This is a genomic window from Micromonospora sp. LOL_013 (genome assembly GCF_048060315.1).
In the GTDB taxonomy this organism is placed as follows: Bacteria; Actinomycetota; Actinomycetes; order Mycobacteriales; family Micromonosporaceae; genus Micromonospora_E.
In genome coordinates this window covers 21,553-42,455 of sequence record NZ_JBHMIQ010000037.1, presented here as the reverse complement: position 1 = coordinate 42,455, position 20,903 = coordinate 21,553, and the positions used below count along the sequence as shown (strand labels likewise).

The window sequence follows — 20,903 nt, the reverse complement described above, 5'->3', positions numbered from 1 at the left end:
GTCGCAGGTCGCTACTCGGTGGCGGGCACGGCGTCGGGTGCCGGCACCGGCCGCTCGTCGTCGCCGGCGGGCAGCCGGTCGCAGAGCATGCCGGTCAGCGCGCCCGACGTGCCGTACGTCCACAGCAGGGTCGGCGACAGCTTCAGGTCGAAGGCCGCCTCCAGTCGGTTGCGCAGTTCCAGACTCATCAGCGAGTCCAAGCCGAGCGCCTTGAACGGGGTGTCCCGGTCAATCACCGTCGGGTCGATCCGCAGCACCCGGCCGGTGAGTTCCCGTACCTTGGCCTCGACCAGCGGGGCCCGGTCGTCGGCCGGGGTGTTGCGCAGCTGGTCGAGGAACTGCCCGCCATCACCGCCGGCCACTGCCGCTGCCCGGCCAGCACGCAGCTCCTGCCAGCTGGGCAGCGCAGCGGTGTCCGGGTAGGCGTCGAACCACTGCCGCAGATTGAGCGGCAGGTAGCCGACGACCGTGGCGTCGGTGGTCAGCAGTCGGGTCAACGCCGGCCAGGCCTGCTCGGCGGGGAAGCTGCCCATGCCGCGTTCTGCCAGCCGGTCACCCCGGTTGCCGTTCCGGGCGGCGAGCCCGACCCCGGCGAACGGCCCCCACTGCACCGACAACGCGGCGAGCCCGCGTCGGCGACGGTACTCAGCGAGCCCGTCGAGGTACGCGTTCGCGGCCGCGTACGCTGCCTGCCCGGCGTTGCCGACCAGCGCGGCGGCCGAACTGAACAGGACGAACAGGTCCAGCGAATCGGTGCCGGTGAGGGCGTTCAGGTGCCGGGCCCCGTCGACCTTGGGAGCGAGTACCCGGTCGAGCTGTCCGCTGTGCAGCGTGGCGATGGTGGCGTCGTCCAGCACGCCGGCTGCGTGTACCACCCCGCGTAGCGGCGGCAGGTCGGCGCGTACCTGGGCGAGCACGTCGGCCAGCGCGGTCTGGTCGGCGACGTCGACCTGATAGGTGCGTACCTGGACGCCGCCGTGCCGGACCGCGTCGATGCGCGCGGCGGCGTCGGCGTCCGGGGCTGAGCGGCCGAGCAGCGCGATCGCCCCGCCGCCGGCGGCGGCGACGAACTCCGCCAGGGACAGCCCCAGCGCGCCGAGGCCACCGGTGATCAGGTAGGTGCCGTCGTCGCGGAACCGGCCGTCGGGCAGCGGCTCGGGCGCCACCGACGCGACGCTGTCCGGCCGGCTGAGCACGAACTTGCCGATGTGCCGCCCCTGCGACATTTCCCGGAGCGCCTCGGCGGCCTGGTCGAACGGGTAGTCGATCACCGGAAGCCGGCCGAGCTGGCCGGTGCGGACCAGCTCCCACACCTGCCCGAACTGTTCGGAGAACCGGGCCGGCCGGCGTTGCATCAGACCGGCCACGTCGACCGAGGCAAGCGAGATTCCCTTGCGGAACGCGCTCAACGAGATGGTGCGGTCGGCGTAGATGTCCATTTTGCCGACCTCGATGAACCGGCCATCCTCGGCCAGCACGTCCAGGCCACGGGTGAGCGCCGCCCCGGTCAGCGAGTTGAGGATCACGTCGCAGCCGCGTCCGTCGGTCGCGGTTAAAACCTGCTCGGCCCAGGACAGGTCGCGGGAGTCGAACACGTGCCGGATGCCGAGCCGGCGCAGGTGTTCCCGTTTGCTCTCGGTGCCGGCGGTGGCGATCACCTCGGCACCAAGGTGCCGGGCGACGGCGATCGCGGCCAACCCCAGCCCGCCAGCGGCCGAGTGCACCAGGACGGCGTCGCCGGGGCCGGTTCGGCCCAGCTCGGCGAGCCCGTACCAGGCGGTCACCCCGACCAGTGGCAGCGCCGCCGCGTCCTCGTCGGACAGCTCCGGCGGGATCAGCCGGACCCGGCCGATGTTGACGGTGACGTGCGAGGCCAGGGCACCGAAGACGCAGGCGACCACCCGGTTCCCGACGGCGAGGCCGGTCACCCCGGCACCCACTGCGGTGACCCGGCCGGCACACTCGCCGCCGAGCAGCCCGGCCCCGACTGGGTCGGGGTAGGTGCCGACGGCCTTCATCACGTCGATGAAGTTCAGCGCCGCAGCGGTGACCTCGACCTCGACCTCACCGGGGCCGGGGCGGCGGCGGCGTAGTGGGCGGAACTCCAGGCCGTCCCAGCCGCCTGCGCGGGCCGGGATGAGCCGGAACGGCTGACGCGGGGTACGCCAGCGCGGCCGCGTACCAACGGCGACCCCGTCCAGGTTGGCCCGGCCGGTGGCCAGGATGCGGCCGACGTACCGGCCGTCGGGGCGCAGCACCACCTGGTCGTCGCCGTCGGCCGCACCGAGCTCGGCGACCAGCGCGGCGGCGGTGTCGGTCGGCTGAGTGCCGGCGGAACCTGCGGTGCCGGCCGTTCCGGGTAGATCGATGACGGTCGCGGCAAGCTCCGGGTGCTCCCGACGCAGCACCCGGGCGAAACCCCAGAACAGGGCGGCGCCCGGGTCCGGCTGGTCGGTCGCCGTCGCGGTCTGGGCGTCCACGGTGACCAGCACCAGTCGGGGCGGCGCCGGGCGGGTCAGGCAGGCCCGGACCAGGTCCGCCAGCCCGACGAGGGCCTGCCGCTGGCGGTCCAGGCCGGCCGAGGCGGGCGGTGCCAGATAGACCAGGCCGGTCAGGTCGCCGTCGCGTACCGCGTCGACGTCGTCGGCGGACGGCACGCCCACCTCGGCGCCGACCCGGCGTAGCTCGGCCGCGATGTCGGCGACGAGGCCGGCGGCGGGGCTGTCGCCGGGGGTGGTGCCGGCGGCGGTGTCACCGGAGCCGACGATCAGCCAGCGGCCGTCGGGCGCACCCGGCTGCTGCACCGGTCGTGGCAGGAACCGCAGTTGGTGCAGCAGCCCGCCGTCGGGATCGGCCGGCCCGGACACGTCCAGCTCCTGCAACGTCAGCCGGTGCAGGCTGAGCAGCGGGGTCCGATCTGCGTCGTAGAGGTGCACGTCGTACCGGCCGTCGTCGTGACGGAACACGTACGACCAGGCCGCGACGGTCGGCTCGGCGAGTTCGCCGTGCACATCGATCCGGTCCACCCCGGTCGGTACCACGGTCGCCGGGCCGGCGTGCAGTGCCAGACTGACCTGCAGCGCCGCGTCCAGCAGCGCCGGGTGCAGCGGGTACGCCGCCGCCCCGGCCCGGCACCGGGCGGGCAGCGCCAGCTCGGCGAGTGCCCAGTCGGCGCCGTGGCGTAGCCGCCGGATCCCCTGGAAGGCCGGCCCGTAGCGCAGTCCGCGCTGGTGGCAGCCGGCGTAGAAGGTCTCCGGGTCGACCTCGGTCGCCGGGTCGGCGAGCCGCTGCCCGGGGAACTCCACCGGGCCCGCCGCCCCGGTCGCGTGCCGGACCTGGGCGGTGGCGTGCCGGAACCAGCTGGTGCCGTCGGAGCCGAGCGACTGCAGCACGAACGAACCGCCCTCGGTCACGTCGTCGCGCCACAGCAGGCCGAGCCGGGCCGGTCCGTCGGCCAGCGTCGAATTACTGTGGAAGGTGGTTCGGTGCAGGCTGGCCGGCAGCCGGCCGGTACGGGCCCGGCCGGCGCCGAGGCCGAGCACGATCATCGCGGCACCGGGCACCACGACCGCGTCGTGCACCCGGTGGTCATCGAGCCAGGGCTGGTCGTCGATGCCGAGTTCCAGTTCCGCCTGCCACAGGTCGGTCTCCGACGGGGACGGCACCAGGGTGATCTCGGTTCCGGCGGTACGGGAGCGCCGTCGGGCGGCCGGCGGCCAGTGCGTCGACCGCTGCCACGGGTAGCCGGGCAGGTCGACGCCGAACCCGTCGGGCAGCCCGGCGAACGGGGCCAGCCCGGCGACGTAGCTGCGGCCGAACGCGGCAGCCAGGTCGGCCGGGGTGCCCTGGTCTCGGCGCAGGGTGGACAGCACCCGTGGCGGCTCCGGCCGGGCCGCCGCGAGCTGCTCCAGCGCCGGTACCAGCACCGGGTGCGGGCTGATCTCCACGACGTGGGTGACGCCGTCGTCGAACAGTCGGCCCATCGTGTCGTGGAACTGCACGGGCTGGCGCAGGTTGTCCACCCAGTAGCGGGCGTCCATCTCCGGCCCGGCCAGCGGGGCGACCCGGACCGTGGACATCAGCTCGACCTCGCCCTGACCGGGCCGCAGCTCGTGCAGCGCGGCGAGCAGGTCGTGGGTGAGCGCGTCCATCTGCGGGCTGTGTGAGGCGTAGTCGACGTCGACCAGCCGGCAGAAGACCTCGTCGGCGTCGAGCAGCTCCTTGAGGGTGAGCACCGCCTCGGTCTCGCCGGACAGTACGCACGAGCTGGGACCGTTGTGCACCGCCAGGGAGACCAGCTCCTCGAAGCCGGCGAGCGCGTCGAGCGCCGCTTCCCGGTCCAGCGAGACGGCGAGCATCCGGCCGTTACCGGAGGTACGCAGTGCCAGTGCGCTGCGCCGGGCCACCACCATTGCGGCGTCGGAGTAGCTGAGGATGCCGGCTACCGTGGCGGCGGCGACCTCGCCCTGGCTGTGCCCGACGACCACGTCCGGCACGACACCGTTGGCCCGCCACAGCTCGGCCAGCCCGACCGAGGTGGCCCACAGGGTCGGCTGCAGCATGTCCACCCGGGACAGCCAGCCGTCCCCGGCGGCACCCGAGACCACCTGGGTGAGGTCCCAGTCGACGTACGGCCGCAGCGCGTCGGCGCACCGGTCGATGACCTTCGCGAACGTTGGCACCTCGGCGTAGAGCCGCTGTCCCATGGCCGCCCATTGCGCACCCTGCCCGGGGAAGACGAACGCGGTCCGGCCGGTGGTGTCGGCCCGGCCGGCGGCGATCCCGGCGAGGTCCGCCTGTGGGTCGTCCAGATGGGCGTCGATCAGCGTCACAGCCGACTCGGCGTCGGCAGCGACCACGGCGGTACGCAGTGGGAAGTGGTCGCGGCGGTGCGCCAGCGTGCCGGCGAGCCGCTGCGGCTCGGCCCCGGCGGCGAGCCGGTCACGCAGGTCACGCAGGCGCTGGGTCAGGGCCTGGTTGGTGTGCGCGGAGACCGGCAGGACGGCCGGCGTCCCCGGACCGGGCGCGGCGGTGGCCGGCTCCGGGCGGCGGTTCGTGCCGCCCGGGGGGTCGGCGACCACGACGTGGGCGTTCGTGCCTCCCCAGCCGAACGAGTTGACGCCGAGGCAGACCGCCTCGTCGACGGGCAGCGGCAGCGGTTCGCGGACCAGCTGCAGGTTGAGGCCGGTGAAGTCGATGGCGGGGTTGAGCTCGGCGGAGTGCAGGCTGGGCGGCACCACCCGGTGTTCGAGGGCGAGCAGCACCTTGACCAGGCCGGCGAGCCCGGCGGCTGCCTCGGCGTGCCCGATGTTGGTCTTCACCGAACCGATGGCCAACGGAGTACCCACCTGACCACCGTCACCGTCACCGGCGCGGACACCGGCCCGGCCGAGGACCCGGCCGATGGCGCCGGCCTCGATCGGGTCGCCCCGGCCGGTGCCGGTGCCGTGCGCCTCGACGTAGCGCAGCCGGTCGACCACGCCGTCCAGCCCCTGGTACGCCCGGCGCAGCAGGTCCTCCTGGCCGGCCGGGTTCGGGGTGACCAGGCTCTCCCCACCGCCGTCGTTGTTCACCACGGTGCGCACGATGACGCCGCGGATCCGGTCGCCGTCGGCGATCGCCCGGTCGAGCCGCTTCAGCATCAGCGCCGCGACGCACTCGGCCCGGACGAACCCGTCGGCGGTGGCCGCGAACGCCTTGCACCGACCTTCCGGGGAGAGCCCGCCGAAGGCGGTCAGCCCGATCGACACGTCGGGGGCGAGGATCAGGTTGACCCCGCCGACCAGCGCCGCGTCGGTCTCGCCGGCGCGCAACGCCTGACCGGCCAGGTGCAACGCCACCAGTGACGACGAGCACCCGGTCTCGACGACCAGTGACGGCCCGGTCAGCCGCAGGAAGTACGAGACCCGGGCGGCGATCACGTCCAGAGCGTTGCCGACCGCGCTGTGCGTGGTGGCCCCCAGGCCGCGTTCCTTGCGCAGGATCTCGTAGTCGTGCCAGGAGGCTCCGACATAGACCCCGGTACGGGAGCCGCGCAGCCCGGCCGCGGGCTGACCGGCGTCCTCCAGCGTCCGCCAGACGGTTTCCAGCATCAGCCGCTGCTGCGGGTCGATGTCCTCGGCCTCCCGGGGGGAGATCCCGAAGAAGCCGGGGTCGAACAGGTCGACCCCGTCGACGAATCCGCCGACGTCCTGGACGTGCCGTTCCGGGTCGAGCTGGGCGCTGGCGTCCCACCGGTCGCCGGGCACCGGGGCGATCGCGTCGCCCCGGTCGCGGAGCAGCCGCCAGAAGCTGTCCACGTCCGGTGCCTGGGGAAACCGGCCGGCCATGCCGACGACCGCGATGAGCTGGGTCGGGTCGGTACCGTCGTTGTCGAACATAGCGAGACCGCCTCGGGAGACAGGGGTGCGGGAGCAGGTTCGGGTCTGATGTGGTACGGGTACGGGCCGGGTGAGGTCAGTCGCCGGTGCCCACTGCGGGTCCGGTCCGGACGTCCTCGGCGAGATCCGCCGGGTCGATCTGGTGCGGCGCGTTGAGCACGCTGCCGAAGATCCGGTACTTCAGCGGCAGCACGTCGAGGGTCCGGTAGCGGGCCCGACGCAGCAGCACGCCGACGGTGCCGCCCTGAGCCAGAGCGGACTCCTGGATCCGTTGGAACCGGGTGACGAACGCCTTGTGCCGCTGCCGTTGCGTGACGAAGTCGGCGGTGTCGGCGGCGGTGACGACCGGGCCGCGGTCCGCTGCCAGCGCGGCGGCGATCACCGGGGTGAGGCAGACGGCGTCCTGGATGGCCACGTTCACGCCCTGGCCGAGGATCGGTGTGCAGGTGTGCGAGGCGTCGCCGACCAGGATCAGCCCGTCTCGGCTCCACTGCGGCACCTCGGCGGTGAAGATCTCCAGGAACGAGGTGTCGTCCCAGGTCCGCAGGTGTTGCTGGACAAGCGGAGCGAGCCGGGGGTCGAGGGCGGCCACCACCGAACGGAACGCGTCGAAGCCGGCCTTGCGCAGCGCGCCGAGGCTGCGTTTCGGCAGGTTGGTGCCGATCCGCAGCGAGTCGGGGAAGGTGGGCAGCACCACCAGGTGCCGGTCCCGGTTGATCACCAGCTCGGCCTGTTGCCCCCACTGCGGTGGCCGGGGCAGCCGGAACGACAGGAAGTCGCGGGCCATCTGCTGCACGTCGGCGGTGAGCCCGGCGGCGTGCCGTACCTTGGAGAACCGCCCGTCGGCGCCCACCACCAGCCGGGCCCGGACCTCGACCGACGAGCCGTCGCGGCGGCGCAGCCAGGCACCGCGGATCGCACCGTCCTGCTCGATCAGCCGGGTGAAGGTGGTCCCGAACTGGTAGTCGAACCCGCGATGCTGCTGCCCGGCGTCAATGAAGATCTTGATCAGGGCGGGCTGCGGAATGTCGATCGGCACCTCGCCGAGGCCGAAGCGGCGGTAGTCGACGTGCATCACCCGCCGCCCCTCCATCCGCATGGTGACGCCCTCGGTCGGCAGGTAGCCGTGGCCGTCCAGCGCCGGGCCGAAGCCCAGCCGGCGCAGGGTCACCACCGACGGGGCGGCGATCGTCTCGCCGCGGAACTCGCGCTCCAGGCTGGTCTGCCGCTCGGCCACCAGCACGTCGATCCCGCGCCGGGCCAACAGGTGACCGAGCAGCGCGCCGGCCGGTCCGCCGCCGACGATCAGGACGTCGGTCTGCATCGTCTGGTCGCTCACCGGACCGGCCCTTCGACCGCCGGGACCGGTGCGACCAGCGCCGCCAGGTCGGCAACGGTGGTGGCGGCGGTGAACCGTTCGTAGTCCACCGACGCGCCGCTGCTGCGCTCCAGGTAGACCAGCACCCGCAGGGCGTTCACGGAGTCCCAGCCGTCGATCGCGGTCAGCGGGGTGTCGGCGGTGACCTGCTCGGACTCCAGGTCCAGCAGGTCCGCGAGGATGTCGGCGATCAGATCGACGCCGGAGTCAGGCCGGTCAGCGGACATCGAAGGGCTCCTCGTTGTTGGTGATCTCGATCCAGCCGGGCAGCTCGACGAGGTCGCCCAGTTCGTGGCGGAACTCGGCGGCACCCGCCGGCTCGGTGGCGTCGGCGGTGCGGTCGGCGTCGGCGGTGCGGTCGGTCGGGTCGGTCGGGTCCACGGGGTGGAAGCCGAGCCGTGGGTAGAAGTCGGCGAACCGGGCGTTGCGCTCGGTGCGGCGGAAGCTGCCGTGCACGGCCGGCACCCCCCGGGCGAGCGCGCTGCGCAGCACCAGGCCGACGATCGCTGCTTCCACGTCCCGGGAGAAGACCCGGCAGCTGAGGACAAGGTTGTCGATGCTCCAGGCACCGTCGGTGCGTCGGGTCAGGGCCAGCGCCGCGATCAGCCCGTTGTCACCGAACCGGTCGGTCAACCGGGCACCGTAGAAGGCCGTGGCACCGCCGGGCGTGTCGTCGCTGCCGGGCGCGCTGCCGCCGTCGGGTACCTCACCACCGTCGGATACGTCACCACCGCCGTCGCCCAGCTCGGCGGTGCCGTACCGGATCCCGGTCAGGTTGAACTGGTTGGTCTTGGCGAACAGCTGGGCGATCCGGCCCGCGTTGTGCCGGTCCAGCGGCTGCACGGTGAGCCGGGACTCCAGCCCGGCCAGGTAGTCGTCCAGGCTGCCGGCATCCCGGACCAGCTCCCGTCGGCGGGCGCTGGCCTGGTACATCGCGACCCGCTGCCGGTCCTCGTCGGTGAGGCTGAGCACGGTGAAGTCGCCCCGGGCGGCGAGGCGGTGGGCGTACCCGGCCGGCTCGCCCGGCAGGTCGACGGTGCCGACCTGCGGTGCGAGCCGGTGCATCAGGTCCCGCTCGGCCGGGTTGTCGTCGACGAACACCAGCGCGTCGAGACCGATGTTGAGCTCCTCGGCGATCGCCCGCAGGTTGTCCGGCTTCGGCTCCCAGTTGATCCGGGTGGCCACGAAGGCGTCCGGCCGGAGCACCATCTCGGGGTGCCGGGCCAGCGCCTCTACCGCGACGTCGTGGTCGTTCTTCGAGGCGACGGCGAGCAGTACGCCCTGCGCCGCCAGGTCCCGGGCCAGCTCCTGCAGTTCGGTGTGCGCCGAACCGGGGTAGCCGCCACCCACCGTGACGGCGTCCGGGCCGATGTCACCGACCACCCCGCTCCACAGCGTCTCGTCGAGGTCGAGCACCAGGCACTTGGCGGCCCGGCCGAGGTCAGCGGCGGCGATCCGGGCCAGCTCGTGGGCGAAGGCCGACAGATAGCCGGGGGAGTACGCGTGACCGGCGACGTGGCGCATCCGGTCGTCGGCGAACGTGCTCCCGGCCCGTTCGGCCAGGTCCGCCGTTGACAGGACGACCGTCGCCGGATGGTCGGCGGCGAGTTCGGCGATCGCGGCGTTCATCCGCGACCAGACCGCGTCGAGCCGGGCCTGGGCGGCGTAGCTGATCAGCCGGTGCCGGCGCAGCGGATGCAGCGGTACGGTGCCGAGCACGGTCAGCCCGCCGAGCACCTGCCGGCACGCGGTAAGCCAGGACGCCAGCTCGGCCGGGAACGCGGCGCACCGGGCGGCGATCTCGTCGACGTCGACCGGGTCGGCCAGCCCGGACAGTACGGCGGAGTCGTCGAGCAGCAGGGCGACGATCCGGGGCTGCAGCTCGGCGAGCTCCGGCGCGCCGGCGGCAACCTCCAGCCGCCACTGGTCGAAGCCGGCGGTGCGGATCTCGGGCAGCATCGCGTACCGCGCGCCGGCTGCGGTGAGCAGCGCCGGCAGCGGGTCGAGCGTGGCGCTGCCGAGCAGCGCGATCCGGGTCGGCGCCAGCTCGGCGCGCAGCTGGTCAGCGGCCCGGCGGCCGCGCAGCAGCGAGCCGGCGGCCTCCAGGTCGAGCGGGTCGGTGAGCCGGTCCAGGAGCGGCCGTAGCCGCCGGACGTCGCCGGCCGACCCGGCCCGGATCAGCGCCCGCAGCTCGGCCAGCGGCGGGCCGGCCGACGTCGGCGCGGAGACACTGTCAACGGACATCGTCGGCCTCCTCGGGCCGGTGCCGCAGCGCCATTCCGGTCAGCACCCACTTGGACGACTCGACGGTGGTGACCAGCAGCCGCCCGCCGACGCCGGTGCCCGAAGCGATCCGCCGCATCGCCCGGTTGAGCTGGATGAACGGCAGCGCGTTGCCGTTGTTGCCGGTGTCGGCGACGCAGCTGACCGCCTGCTCGGGCCGAACCCCGAGGTAGCGCCGGATCTTCTCGGTCATCACCCCGTTGAGCTGGGGGATCAGCAGGTGTTCGACGTCGTCGACGGGCCAGCCGGTGACCGCGACCAGCTCGTCGAGGATCGCCCGGGCGGCCTCCGGCACGTGCTGCTCGATCGCCTTGTAGTCCTCCTCGGACATTGCTTCGCGGACCGGTTCGCCGCGCGGACCGGCGACCGTCGGCGCGCCCTCCGCGCCGTACCAGCGGACGACCTGCGCCGGCGACCGGCCCTTGCCGACGGTCCGGGTGAACAGGTGCTCGACGACCAGTCCCGGCCCGTCGGTGCCGGCGTCCACCACCGCCGCGCCAGCGCCGTCGCCGAACAGCGCGAAGCTCACCATCTCGGCCGGCCGCAGCTGGGCGATCGCACCGTCCGACGGCCACAGGTTGCGGCAGGTGTCGGCCCCGATGACCAGGCCGCGCCGCAGCTCTCCGGCGGCGAGCAGGGCACGTGCCGTGTAGAGGCCCTGCAGGGCGCCGGCGCATCCCGAGGTGAGCTGGAAGGTCGGGATGTCGTTGAGTCCGAGCCGGTCGGCGACCAGGTTGACGGTGGCCGGCATCAGGTGGTCGGGCGACGCGGTGGTCAGGATGACGAAGTCGAGGCTGGCCGGGTCCAGACCGGACCGCAGCAGGGCCTGCTCGCCGGCGGCGGTGGCCAGGTCGCTGGTGGACCGGGGCACCCCGGGCGGGCCGTCCGGCCGACAGAAGTATCGGGTGCGGTTGCCGGTCATCGCGTCCAGCCACCGTTCGTGCAGGCCGAACCGGGCGGCCATGTCCGCGTTGGTGACCGGCTCGCCGGGAAGTACCTCACTGAGGGATACCAGTCGCACGGCTGCGTCCTTACGTCGGTTCATGCGGGTACGGGGATCGGGTTGCCGGCGGGTCAGGTTGCAATCTGCCGGCTACGGCGCCGGGGCCGGGTCAGCCGTACCGGCTGACGTCGTGGAAGAAGCCGGGCACGCTGTGCAGTCCGCCGGCCGCCGCGATGCTGTCGTAGACGTGCTTGGCGAGCACCAGGTCCAGCACTCCGAGCCCGAACGGGGAGAAGATCACCGGCTGGTCGGCGGGTACGTCGATCCGCCCGGTCAGCACGTCGTCCAGCGTGCCGGCGACGAACCGGCGGTGCCCCACCCGCTGCTCGGTCAGGTGCACCGAGGTGTCCGCCTTCATGCAGTGCTCGACGTCGTCGACCACGTTCGTCGAGGCGAGGATCAGCTCCGGGGACAGGTCACGCAGCGAGACGTGCAGCACCAGCGGATTGTGGGCGAGCAGCTGCGGATCGGACAGGTGGGGCCGGCCGGCGACGGTGGCGAAGACGATCAGCGGGTACGACCGGACCAGCTCTTCGGCGCTGCCGTACAGCTGGACGTCGTCGTGCCCGCCGCGGACCAGATGGTCGCGGAACCCGCCGGCGTGCTCGGCGGACAGGTCGTACAGCCCGACGCTGTCGAACTCGCACCCGTTGCCGACCAGGTAGGTGTGGATGTAGCGGGCGATCAGGCCGGTGCCGACGAAGCCGACCCGGCGCGGCACCCCGCCGCGGGCGGCGGACAGCCGCAGCGCGGCGGACGCGGCGGACGCGGCGGTCCGGGTCGCGCTGATGATCGACGACTCCAGGCAGGCGATCGGATACCCGGTCTCGTAGTCGTTGAGCACCAGCACGGCCGAGGCCCGGGGGATCCCGCCGGCGACGTTGTCCGGGAAGCTGGAGATCCACTTCATGCCGTGCACCTCGACCTTGCCCCGTACCGAAGCGGGCAGCGCGATGATCCGGCTGTTCGGGCGGTCCGGGAACCGCAGGAAGTACGAGTCCGGGTTGGTGGTTTCCCGGGCTCCGTGCAACCGGTACGCGGACTCAATCAGCTCGGTGACCTCCGGCTCACGTCCACTGATCGTGTCGTGCACCTGGGCGCCGGAGATGACGGCGAAGGGCGGAATCTCTGCCATGGGGGTGGTGTGCTCCGTCGTTTCGGGACCGCCGCGTCGTGGGCGGCGGTCGTCGGCGTACGACCGGCCGGGTCGGGCACCCGGCCGGTCGTCGGGTCCGGTCAGTCGGTCGAGCGCGCCGCCATCGCCCGGCGCAGACCGGCCGGGCGCAGATCGGTCCAGGTCTCGTCGACGTGTGCCGTGCACTCGTCCTCGGTGCCCTCGAATCCGGCCGGTCGCCACCCGCCGGGTGCCGGTCGGGCGGCAGGGAAGAGCCCGTACTGCTCCTCGTCGTTGACCAGCACGGCCCACCGCTCGACGGGTTCGCCACTCATGCCGGGGCCACCTGGTTGAGCCGTTCGTTGACCGCCTCGGTGAAACCGGCGAAGGTCGGGTTGCGGAACAGCAACTGGGTGGGCACCTTGACGCCACCCAGTTCGGCCCGCAGCCGGCTGGCGACCTGCATCGCGCTCAGCGAGTGACCGCCGATGTCGAAGAAGTCATCGGTGTCGCTGATCGTGTCGATCTTCAGAATCTCGCACCAGACGGTGCGTACCGTCTCGGCGGCGTCAACTGGCATCGGAGGCTCCTCGTCGTTGTCGGGTCCTGGTCCGTCCGGACCGGACGTCAGGCGGTTGATCAGTGCGCCCCGGTCGGCCTTGCCGCCGACGGTCAACGGGATCGTGTCGACCACCGTGTAGTTGCCCGGGCGCATCCAGGACGGCAGCTGGCTGGCGGCGTGTTCGCGTACCGCGGCCAGGCCGGCACCCGGGCGCAGCCGGACCACGGCGGACAGTTGGCCGCTGTCCACCTCCGGGTGGTACAGCACCACCGCGCGGGCGACCCCCGGATGGTCGGCGATCACCGCCTCGATCTCACCCAGCTCCACCCGGTGTCCCCGGATCTTGATCTGGTCGTCGGTGCGACCGATGTAGCGCAGCGTGCCGTCCGGCTGGCGGACCACCCGGTCACCGGTGCGGTACATCCGGGCACCGTCGTCGGCGCGCGAATCCGGGACGAACTTCGCCGCGGTCAGGCCCGGCCGTCCCGAGTAGCCGCGGGCCAGGTACGGGCCGGCGACGCACAGCTCGCCGGGGGTGCCGTCGGGCACCGGCGACAGCGTCGCGTCGACGATCCGGGCCTGCACCCCGGCCAGCGGGCGACCGATGTGCGGTGCCTCGCCCGGCACGATCGGGGTGCCGGCCACGTTCACCGCGGCCTCGGTTGGGCCGTACAGGTTCATTGCCGTCAGCACCCCGTCGGAGATCAACTGCTCCAGGGTGGCCCACAACGGCGGCGGCACCGCCTCACCGGCGATGAACAGCCGGAGGAACCGGTCCCTGGCGGCCACCGTGGCCAGCTCCTCGATCAGCATCTGGGCGTGCGACGGGGTCATGTCGGCCTCGCTGAGCCGGTGCTCGACCATGAACTCCGCGAACTCCTCCGCGTCGCGGCGCATGTCGTCGGTGAGCACACCGACCGTGTCGCCCCGCAACACCCGGACCCACTCCTGCACCGACGCGTCGAAGGCCACCGAGGCGTTCCAGGCCAACCGGGCACCGGGCGGGCCGAAGAAGCCGCCCTGCTCCATGCCGTTGAGGAAGCTGACCAGCGCCCGGTGGGAGATTTCCACTCCCTTGGGCCGGCCGGTCGACCCCGAGGTGAAGATGACGTACGCCAGGTTGTCCGGATGCAGCGGCACCGGCGCGGTACGCGGATGCGCGTCCCAGCCGATCCGGTCGAGGACCACCGGGTCGCCGACGCCGGTGTCCGGCACCGACCCGATCAGGTCGGCGTGGGTGATCGTGGTGACCAGGTCCGCGTCCCGGGCGATGCGGGCCAGCCGCTGCGCCGGCTGCTCCGGGTCGAACGGAACGTAGACGGCACCGGCCTTCAGGATGCCGAGGATCGCCACCAGCAGGTCGACCGACCGGGGCAGCAGCACCCCGACGGCGCGTTCCGGGCCGGCGCCCCGACCGGCCAGGATGCCGGCGAGTCGGTCACTGCGGTCGTCGAGCTGCGCGTAGCTGAGCCGGCCGTCGGTGGCGATCACCGCGTCCCGGTCCGGGTGGGCGGCGACCACCTCCTGGAACGCGGCGATCGCCGACCCGTGCCATTCCGGCCGGCCGCGCCGGTCAGCGGGCACCGCGGTGCGCGCTTGAACTGTCCGGGTCATCGGGTGGCCGCCTCCTGCTGCGCGGCGACCTGCGCCAGCAGCGCCTCGGTGTCCTGCAGCGGACCGGCCTCGGTCTGCAGCACCACCCGCCACCGGTCGTGGTCGCGCAGCCAGCAGGTGACGTGCACGAAGGTGATGGTGGTGTCGGCCGAGTCGAAGCGGACCACCTCGAGGATCTGGCCGCTGATGCAGTTCTGCACCACCGACTTGATCGGCGTGACGTGCAGCGTCCAGGTCGGCTCGTCGAAGTACTCGCGCAGAATGCGCCCCCACGCGTCCCGGTTCATCCCGACGGTCCCGTCGGCGCCGAGCCCGGTGGCGTTCTCGTTGATGAAGAACGAGATGAACTTGTCGTAGTCCCGCTCGGCGAACGCCCGGTCGAACTCCTCGCCGGCGACGGTCAGCTCGGCGACACAGCTGGGGCATCCCGCGTCACCGGCCTGGCCGGCGGTGAACGCGGTCTGCGGGGCGGCCGCACCGGCCAGCGGCGCCGCCTGCGGATCGATAACCGCGAGCTTCTCTCGCATCGTTACTCCTGTCTCGGTGTGGTCGGCGGTTGCGGGGTGTGCCGCATCAGCAGCAGCACCCCGTCGGGGCACATCGGGTCGGGGATCGTCCCGTCCGGCATGAAGCCCTCGGACGCGTACAGCGTCCGGCCCTTGGTGTTGTCCGGCTTGACGTCCAGCCAGACCTGGCGGGCGCCGTGGACCCGGTAGGCCCGGTCCACGGCGGCGCGGAACAGCCGGCGCCCGTATCCCGCGCCCCGGTGCCGGTGCGACACCACGATGCGGCGCAGTTCGACGACGCGGTCCGGCCGGCGCAGCCCGGCCAGCACGACGAAACCCACCACCGAGGTGCCGGCCTCGGCGACGATCTGTTCCTGGTCCGGATCGGCGTAGGCCCGCTCGTGGTAGGCCAGGCCGGTGATGCCGAGGTACCGGGTCGTCTCCGGCCCCTGCTCGATCCCGACCAGCGCGTCGAGTTCGTAGACGGTGGCCGGCCGGACGCCGAACTCGGTCGGGACATCCGTCGTGGGGGGTGCCACGGCGGTTACGGCTCGACCGGAGCGTCGGAGGCCTCCGCCATCGCGATGGCGATCCGGCGGCCACCGGTGAACGGCTCCCGACCGTGCGCGGTGAGCATGTTGTCGATCACCACGAGGTCGTCGGCCCGCCAGTCGAACCGGGTCAGCGCCGCGCGGTACGCCTCCTGCAGATGCTTCATCACGTCGTCGGGGATCCGCGCGCCGTCGCCGTAGTAGCTGTTCGTCGGCAGGTTCTCTTCGCCGTACATCTCCAGCATCTCCTCCTGGTAGACCTGCGGCAGGGTGCTGATGTGGAAGAACGTGGCGTGGTTGAACCAGACCGGTTCGCCGGTCACCGGGTGCGGGTGCACGGGCTCGCGGACCGCCCGGGTACGCAGCCCGTCGGTGCCGACCCATTCGACGTCGATGCCCTGGCTCCGGCAGTACCGCTCGACCTGCGAGCGGTCCTCGGTGTCGTAGAAGTACTGCCAGCTGCCGCCCATCTCACTGAACGTCCGCACGTACATCCACTTGCGCCGGATGAACTCCTCGGCCACCGACGGGTCGATGTGCCGATAGACCTCACGGACGTCGGCGAACGGGGTGGCGCCCTGGGTCTCGGCCGGCTGCAGACAGTAGAAGAACACCTTCATCGGCCACTGCGCCTGGTAGGAGCACTCGTTGTGCAGGAAGATCTCCTCGGTCGGCGGGTAGTCGGTCGAGGTGAAGACGTTGCCGGAGAGGCTGCTGCGCGGCGACGTCCGCTCGGTGTAGTCCAGCGGAGCGCCGGACAGCGCTCGGACCACGTCGTGCAGTCCGTCGACGCCACCCACCTCGAAGCCACGGAACATCGCCGCCCCGGTACGGGTGATGAGCGAACGGATCTCCGCCCGGTTCTCCTTGATGACGTCGAGAATCGACAGGCCGTTGTCCGGTTCGATGATTGCGGGGAGGCTCTGCCCCGGCAGTGTGGTTACCAACATGGTTTCCCCTTTGCTGATCAGTGCCGGCCGGCGGCGGCGATCCCGGACTCTTTCCACAGGTGTGACACGTCGCCGAAGTTCTGTTGAACCCACTGGTCGGAATAGATGGTGTTGAGGTAGCGTTCCCCGCGGTCGGGGAAGACGAGGACGCAGGTCGCACCGGCCGGAATGCGGTCGCGGAACCGTTCCAACGCTGAGATGACCCCGCCGGAGGATCCGCCGGCGAGAATTGCCTCCCGGGCCATCAGCCGGCGGCACCCGACGACGCAGTCGAGGTCGGAAACGTGCACCACCGGGTAGGTCTCGGCGGCGGCCAGCAGCGGCGGCCGGGCCGCCGCCCCGTGGCCCGGGATCAGCCGGTGCCGGCTCTCGTCACCGAAGATCGCACTGCCGACCGCGTCGACGGCGACCACCCGGGTGGACAGCGCCTGCTCCCGGACGTAGTCGAGAACCCCGGTCAACGTCCCACAGGTGCTGGTGGCACAGAAGATGAAGTCCGGCGGGGCCGGCAGAGCGGCGACGATTTCCCGCATCGTCCGGTGGTGCGCGGCCGGGTTGCGCGGGTTGGCGTACTGGTTCGGCCAGTAACCTTCCGGATGTTCGGCCAGCAGTTCGCGGACCCGGCGGATGCGTTCCGGCAAGTACTCGCCGGTGACCGGGTCGGGCCGGTCGATGATCTCGATTTCGGCCTGGAACGCCCGGAGGATCGCGATGTTCTGCGCAGTCGTCTTGGCGTCGACCACGCAGATGAAGCGCAGTCCGAAGTAGCGGCAGACCTGGGCGATGCCGATCGCCAGGTTGCCGGAGCTGGATTCGATGACCACCGAACGGTTCGGCACCAGTTCCGCCGCGTGGATCTTGTGGAGCAGCATGTTCAATGCGGTGCGGTCCTTGATGCTGCCGCCCGGATTCGCCAACTCCAGTTTCGCGAACACTCGCGCCGGAATATCCCGCAGCAGGCCGTTCAGCTCGACCAGCGGCGTATCCCCGATACATCCGAGAATCCCTTGCACGCTGCGTTGAACCCGTTGCTCGGTGCGTTGGGTCACGTTGCCCCCTCTGGTCGCGCCATTCGTGCCGACCGGTCGCCTCGGACCGCGTACGCATTGCGGTTCAGGCGTGAACGGCAACGAGTCTTGCCGGGGATGCTTGAGTGAACCTTGACGCTCTCGCAGGCCGGCGGTGCGGCCGGCGGTCCCAAGGTCCGCTCAAGCGCCGCCGGTTACGTTCGGCCAGCTTCGATCACCATCCCCGCGCCAACGGACATCGAGGATCGACGTGGAGACAACAGACCTGCGTACGCTTGTCGAAGAGCAACTGCGACTGTCGCACCGGCTGCGGGCGAGGATCCGCGAACTGGAAGCCGAGCGCGCGGCGCCCCTGGCCATCGTCGGAACGGCGCTGCGCTTCCCCGGCGGCGCGACCACCCCCGAGCAGTACTGGGAGTTGCTCACCGGCCCGACGTCCGGGCCGCAGCAGATCCCGACCGACCGACCGGGCCTACGCTCGGTGCACCACCCGGAGGTGGGCCGGCCCGGTCGTTCCTACGTGGAACGGGCCGGCTTCCTGGACGACGTGGCCAGCTTCGACCCAGACTTCTTCGGTATCTCGCAACGGGAGGCCGAGTCACTGGACCCGCAGCAGCGTCTGTTGCTGGAGACCTCGTGGGAGGCGCTGGAACGCGCCGGCGTCGCAGTCCGCCGTGCCGACCGGCTGGACGCCGGCGTCTTCGTCGGCCTGATGGCCGCCGAGTACGGCGAACGGTTCACCGACGCCGACCCGGACCGGCTCGACCCGTACTTCGGCACCGGCGGCGGGCACTGCTTCGCCGCCGGCCGGATCAGCTACGCGCTGGGATTGCGCGGCCCGGCGGTCACCCTCGACACCGCCTGCTCGTCGTCGCTGGTGGCGCTGCACTCCGCAGCCCGCAGCCTACGGTCGGGAGAGTGCCGGTACGCGCTGGTCGGCGGGGCGAATCTGATCTTCTCGCCGAGGCTGATGGTGTCGCTGTGCCAGAGTCGGGCGCTCGCCCCGGACGGCAGGTCCAAGCCGTTCACCGCCGCCGCCGACGGCTACGGCCGCGGCGAGGGTGTCGCCACGGTGGTGCTGATGCGGCTGGCCGACGCGGTCGCCGAGGGCCGGCCGGTGCTGGCGGTGGTGCGTGGCAGCGCGGTCAACCACGACGGTGCCTCGTCCGGCTTGACCGTGCCGAACGGCCCGGCCCAGCAGGAGGTGATCCGGGCCGCCCTGCGCGACGCCGGGGCCGATCCGGCCGACGTGAGCTACGTCGAGGCGCACGGCACCGGCACCGCGTTGGGTGACCCGATCGAGGTCGCCGCGCTCGACGCGGTGTACGGCCAGCGGCGGTCCGACGCCCGGCCCCGGCTGCTGGTGAGCAGCGTCAAGGCCCGACTGGGTCACCTGGAGGCGGCAGCCGGCCTGGCCGGGCTGATCAAGCTGGTGCTGATGCTGCGTCACGAGCGGATCGTGGCCGACGTGCCGGAGGCCGACGGGCCGCTGAATCCGCTCGTGTCGTGGGCGGACAGCCAGATCGAGATCCCGCGCCGGGCGGCCGACTGGTCCGGCGCCGGGCGGATCGCCGGGATCAGCGCGTTCGGGCTGAGCGGCACCAACGCGCACGTGATCGTCCAGGCGGCAGACCCGGCCCCGGCCCGGCCGTCGGACCCGACGGCCCAGCCGGGGCGTCCGGAGCTGCTGGTGCTGTCCGCCCGCAGCCCGCAGGCGCTGCAGGCGCTCGCCGCCTCGGTCGGCACCTACCTATTCCGCAGCGAACCGGCCGGGCTCTCCTCGGTCTGCCACACGCTGCGCGCCGGGCGGGCGCCGGTGGCGTACCGGCTGGCGGTGACCGGGACGTCGGCGCGCGACCTCGCCCGCAAGGTCAGTCTCGCTGTCGACGCCGCGCCGGAGCCGACCGGTCCACTGCCCGGTCCGGCCCTGGTGCTGCGCCCGTCGGCATCGGACGCGTTGGTCAAGGGGGTCGCGGCGATCGCCTCGGAGCTGCCGCTGTTGACCGACGAGGGCCGGGCACCGGAGCTCGACCCGGCAGGTTGGCTGACCGGGGCGCTGGCCCTGCTCGGCGTACCGACGGTCGTACGGGAACCGGACGCGGACGCTGCCGGCCCCGGGGCCGACCATGTCCACCCTGCTCTGCTGGACCTCGGCGGGCAGCGGGTGGCGTTGGTGCCGGCCGATCCGGACCGGGCGACCGCCGTGTTCCTCGACGCGCTGGCGGCGTTGTTCCGGGCCGGCGCCGACCTGCGGATGGACCGGCTGCGGGCACCGGACGCCCGGTTCGTCGGGGACCTACCGACCTATCCGTTCCAGCGACGCCGCTGCTGGGTGCCGGAGCCGGTCGCGCCGTCGCCATCCGCGCGCGACACCGGCGCCGCCGCACCGCGCAACGAAGTCAGGTCGCTGCCCCAGGACGCCGCCGGCCCGGCCCCGGATGCCGCCGATCAGGCCGCGGTGGAGCGCTTCCTACGTACGGAGCTGGCCGAGGTGCTGAAGGCGAACGGCGAGTTGGACCTGCGGCTGACCTTCGCCGAGCTGGGCGGCGACTCGTTCACCGCGATGCTGTTCCTCAGCCGGGTGCAGGAGTGCTACCAGCTCGACGGGTCCACCGCCGAGCTGGCCGTGGACGAGCCACTCACGGCGCTGCTCGCTGGCCTGGCCCGGGACGTCGCCAGCGCGGCGGTGCGGGGATGAGCCGGTTCGTCCGGCCCCGCCCGGCCGGTGACGCCACCCTGCGTTTCATCGCCTTTCACCACGCCGGTGGATCCGCCGCTGGCTACCACCCGTTGGCCAGGGAACTGCCGCCGGACTGGGAGGTGCTGTTGCTGGATCTGCCGGGGCGGGGCCGGCGGTACGCCGAACCGCTGCTGCGGGCGATGACCGCCGTCGTCGACGAGGCGACCCGAGCGGTGTCACCGCACGCCGATCGACCGTACGTGCTGTTCGGGCACAGCATGGGTGCGGTCGTCGCGGTCGAGGTCGGGCGCCGGTTGTCGACGGTCGGCGCGGCGCCGCTGTGGGTGGGGGTGTCCGGGCGGGCGGCCCCGACGACGCCCACCCCGCCGGTGCCCGGTCTCGGTCGGCTCGGCGACCTGGCGGACACTGAGCTGCTGGAGGTCCTGCTGGGCCTCGGTGGCACGCCACACCGGCTGCTCAAGCTGCCGGAGATGCGGGAGCAGTTTCTCCGGGTCGCGCGTGCCGATCTGCAGGCGGTCGACTCGTACCGGCCCGAGGCGGACCGCTCGCCGCTGTCCTGCCCGCTGACCGTGTTCAGCGGGCTGACCGACTCCTGGGCGCCGCTGGACTGCCTGCCGGCCTGGCAGGTGGAGACCGCTCACCAGCTGCGTCAGTGCTTCTTCCCAGGTGGACACTTCTACTTTCACGGTACGGCGTACCCGCACCTCGCCCGGGAGATCCGTACCGAGGTGACGGCCGTGCGGGGCGCGACCGAGCAACGGCATGAGTTCTTCACGGTCGGCAGGTGATGGCGTCACTGGATCCGTGCCCCGATCCGTCGCAGACTGTTTTCA

The 20,903-nt window shown here is 72.4% G+C and carries 14 protein-coding genes; 2 read left to right on the top strand and 12 right to left on the bottom strand.

Annotated elements, in window-relative coordinates; genetic code table 11:
• Positions 1 to 11: 11 nt before the first annotated feature.
• From ACFHWS_RS22550 to sbnA, 12 genes are all read right to left on the bottom strand, one after another.
• Positions 12 to 6,380, bottom strand: a complete 6,369-nt coding sequence (locus ACFHWS_RS22550) for an SDR family NAD(P)-dependent oxidoreductase (RefSeq protein WP_416568975.1) — start codon at positions 6,378 to 6,380, stop codon at positions 12 to 14.
• A 76-nt stretch (positions 6,381 to 6,456) separates the two neighbouring features.
• Positions 6,457 to 7,719 carry an FAD-dependent monooxygenase gene (locus tag ACFHWS_RS22545; protein ID WP_416568974.1) on the bottom strand — a complete coding sequence of 421 codons (1,263 nt, stop codon included), beginning with the start codon at positions 7,717 to 7,719 and terminating at the stop codon, positions 6,457 to 6,459.
• Positions 7,716 to 7,985, bottom strand: coding sequence for an acyl carrier protein (locus tag ACFHWS_RS22540; protein WP_416568973.1), 270 nt, complete (start codon positions 7,983 to 7,985; stop codon positions 7,716 to 7,718). Before ACFHWS_RS22540 ends, ACFHWS_RS22545 begins: the two co-directional genes overlap by 4 nt.
• Positions 7,975 to 10,002 (bottom strand): HAD-IIIC family phosphatase, encoded by a 2,028-nt coding sequence (locus ACFHWS_RS22535; protein WP_416568972.1) that lies wholly within the window; start codon positions 10,000 to 10,002, stop codon positions 7,975 to 7,977. Before ACFHWS_RS22535 ends, ACFHWS_RS22540 begins: the two co-directional genes overlap by 11 nt.
• Positions 9,992 to 11,062 (bottom strand): 3-oxoacyl-ACP synthase III family protein, encoded by a 1,071-nt coding sequence (locus ACFHWS_RS22530; RefSeq protein ID WP_416568971.1) that lies wholly within the window; start codon positions 11,060 to 11,062, stop codon positions 9,992 to 9,994. Before ACFHWS_RS22530 ends, ACFHWS_RS22535 begins: the two co-directional genes overlap by 11 nt.
• A gap of 91 nt (positions 11,063 to 11,153) precedes the next feature.
• Positions 11,154 to 12,179, bottom strand: a complete 1,026-nt coding sequence (gene sbnB, locus ACFHWS_RS22525) for a 2,3-diaminopropionate biosynthesis protein SbnB (protein WP_416568970.1) — start codon at positions 12,177 to 12,179, stop codon at positions 11,154 to 11,156.
• Between the two features lie 101 nt (positions 12,180 to 12,280).
• The gene (locus ACFHWS_RS22520; RefSeq protein ID WP_416568969.1) at positions 12,281 to 12,493 is read right to left on the bottom strand and encodes an MbtH family protein; all 213 of its coding nucleotides are present in this window, start codon (positions 12,491 to 12,493) and stop codon (positions 12,281 to 12,283) included.
• Positions 12,490 to 14,334: a non-ribosomal peptide synthetase gene (locus tag ACFHWS_RS22515; protein ID WP_416568968.1), complete on the bottom strand. Its 1,845-nt coding sequence runs from the start codon at positions 14,332 to 14,334 to the stop codon at positions 12,490 to 12,492. Before ACFHWS_RS22515 ends, ACFHWS_RS22520 begins: the two co-directional genes overlap by 4 nt.
• On the bottom strand, positions 14,331 to 14,861 hold the full coding sequence (locus tag ACFHWS_RS22510) for a hypothetical protein (RefSeq protein ID WP_416568967.1): 531 nt from the start codon (positions 14,859 to 14,861) through the stop codon (positions 14,331 to 14,333). The genes ACFHWS_RS22515 and ACFHWS_RS22510 overlap by 4 nt, the downstream gene beginning before the upstream one ends.
• Positions 14,862 to 14,863: 2 nt before the next feature.
• The gene (locus ACFHWS_RS22505; protein ID WP_416568966.1) at positions 14,864 to 15,379 is read right to left on the bottom strand and encodes a GNAT family N-acetyltransferase; all 516 of its coding nucleotides are present in this window, start codon (positions 15,377 to 15,379) and stop codon (positions 14,864 to 14,866) included.
• A gap of 5 nt (positions 15,380 to 15,384) precedes the next feature.
• Positions 15,385 to 16,341: a TauD/TfdA family dioxygenase gene (locus tag ACFHWS_RS22500; protein ID WP_416568965.1), complete on the bottom strand. Its 957-nt coding sequence runs from the start codon at positions 16,339 to 16,341 to the stop codon at positions 15,385 to 15,387.
• 17 nt (positions 16,342 to 16,358) lie between these two features.
• Positions 16,359 to 17,345, bottom strand: coding sequence for a 2,3-diaminopropionate biosynthesis protein SbnA (sbnA, locus tag ACFHWS_RS22495; protein WP_416568989.1), 987 nt, complete (start codon positions 17,343 to 17,345; stop codon positions 16,359 to 16,361).
• 274 nt (positions 17,346 to 17,619) lie between these two features.
• Here sbnA and ACFHWS_RS22490 point away from each other — a divergent pair, with 274 nt between their 5' ends.
• Both ACFHWS_RS22490 and ACFHWS_RS22485 read left to right on the top strand, forming a co-directional pair.
• Positions 17,620 to 20,067: a beta-ketoacyl synthase N-terminal-like domain-containing protein gene (locus ACFHWS_RS22490; RefSeq protein WP_416568964.1), complete on the top strand. Its 2,448-nt coding sequence runs from the start codon at positions 17,620 to 17,622 to the stop codon at positions 20,065 to 20,067.
• Positions 20,064 to 20,858 carry a thioesterase II family protein gene (locus tag ACFHWS_RS22485; protein ID WP_416568963.1) on the top strand — a complete coding sequence of 265 codons (795 nt, stop codon included), beginning with the start codon at positions 20,064 to 20,066 and terminating at the stop codon, positions 20,856 to 20,858. Before ACFHWS_RS22490 ends, ACFHWS_RS22485 begins: the two co-directional genes overlap by 4 nt.
• Positions 20,859 to 20,903 lie beyond the last annotated feature (45 nt).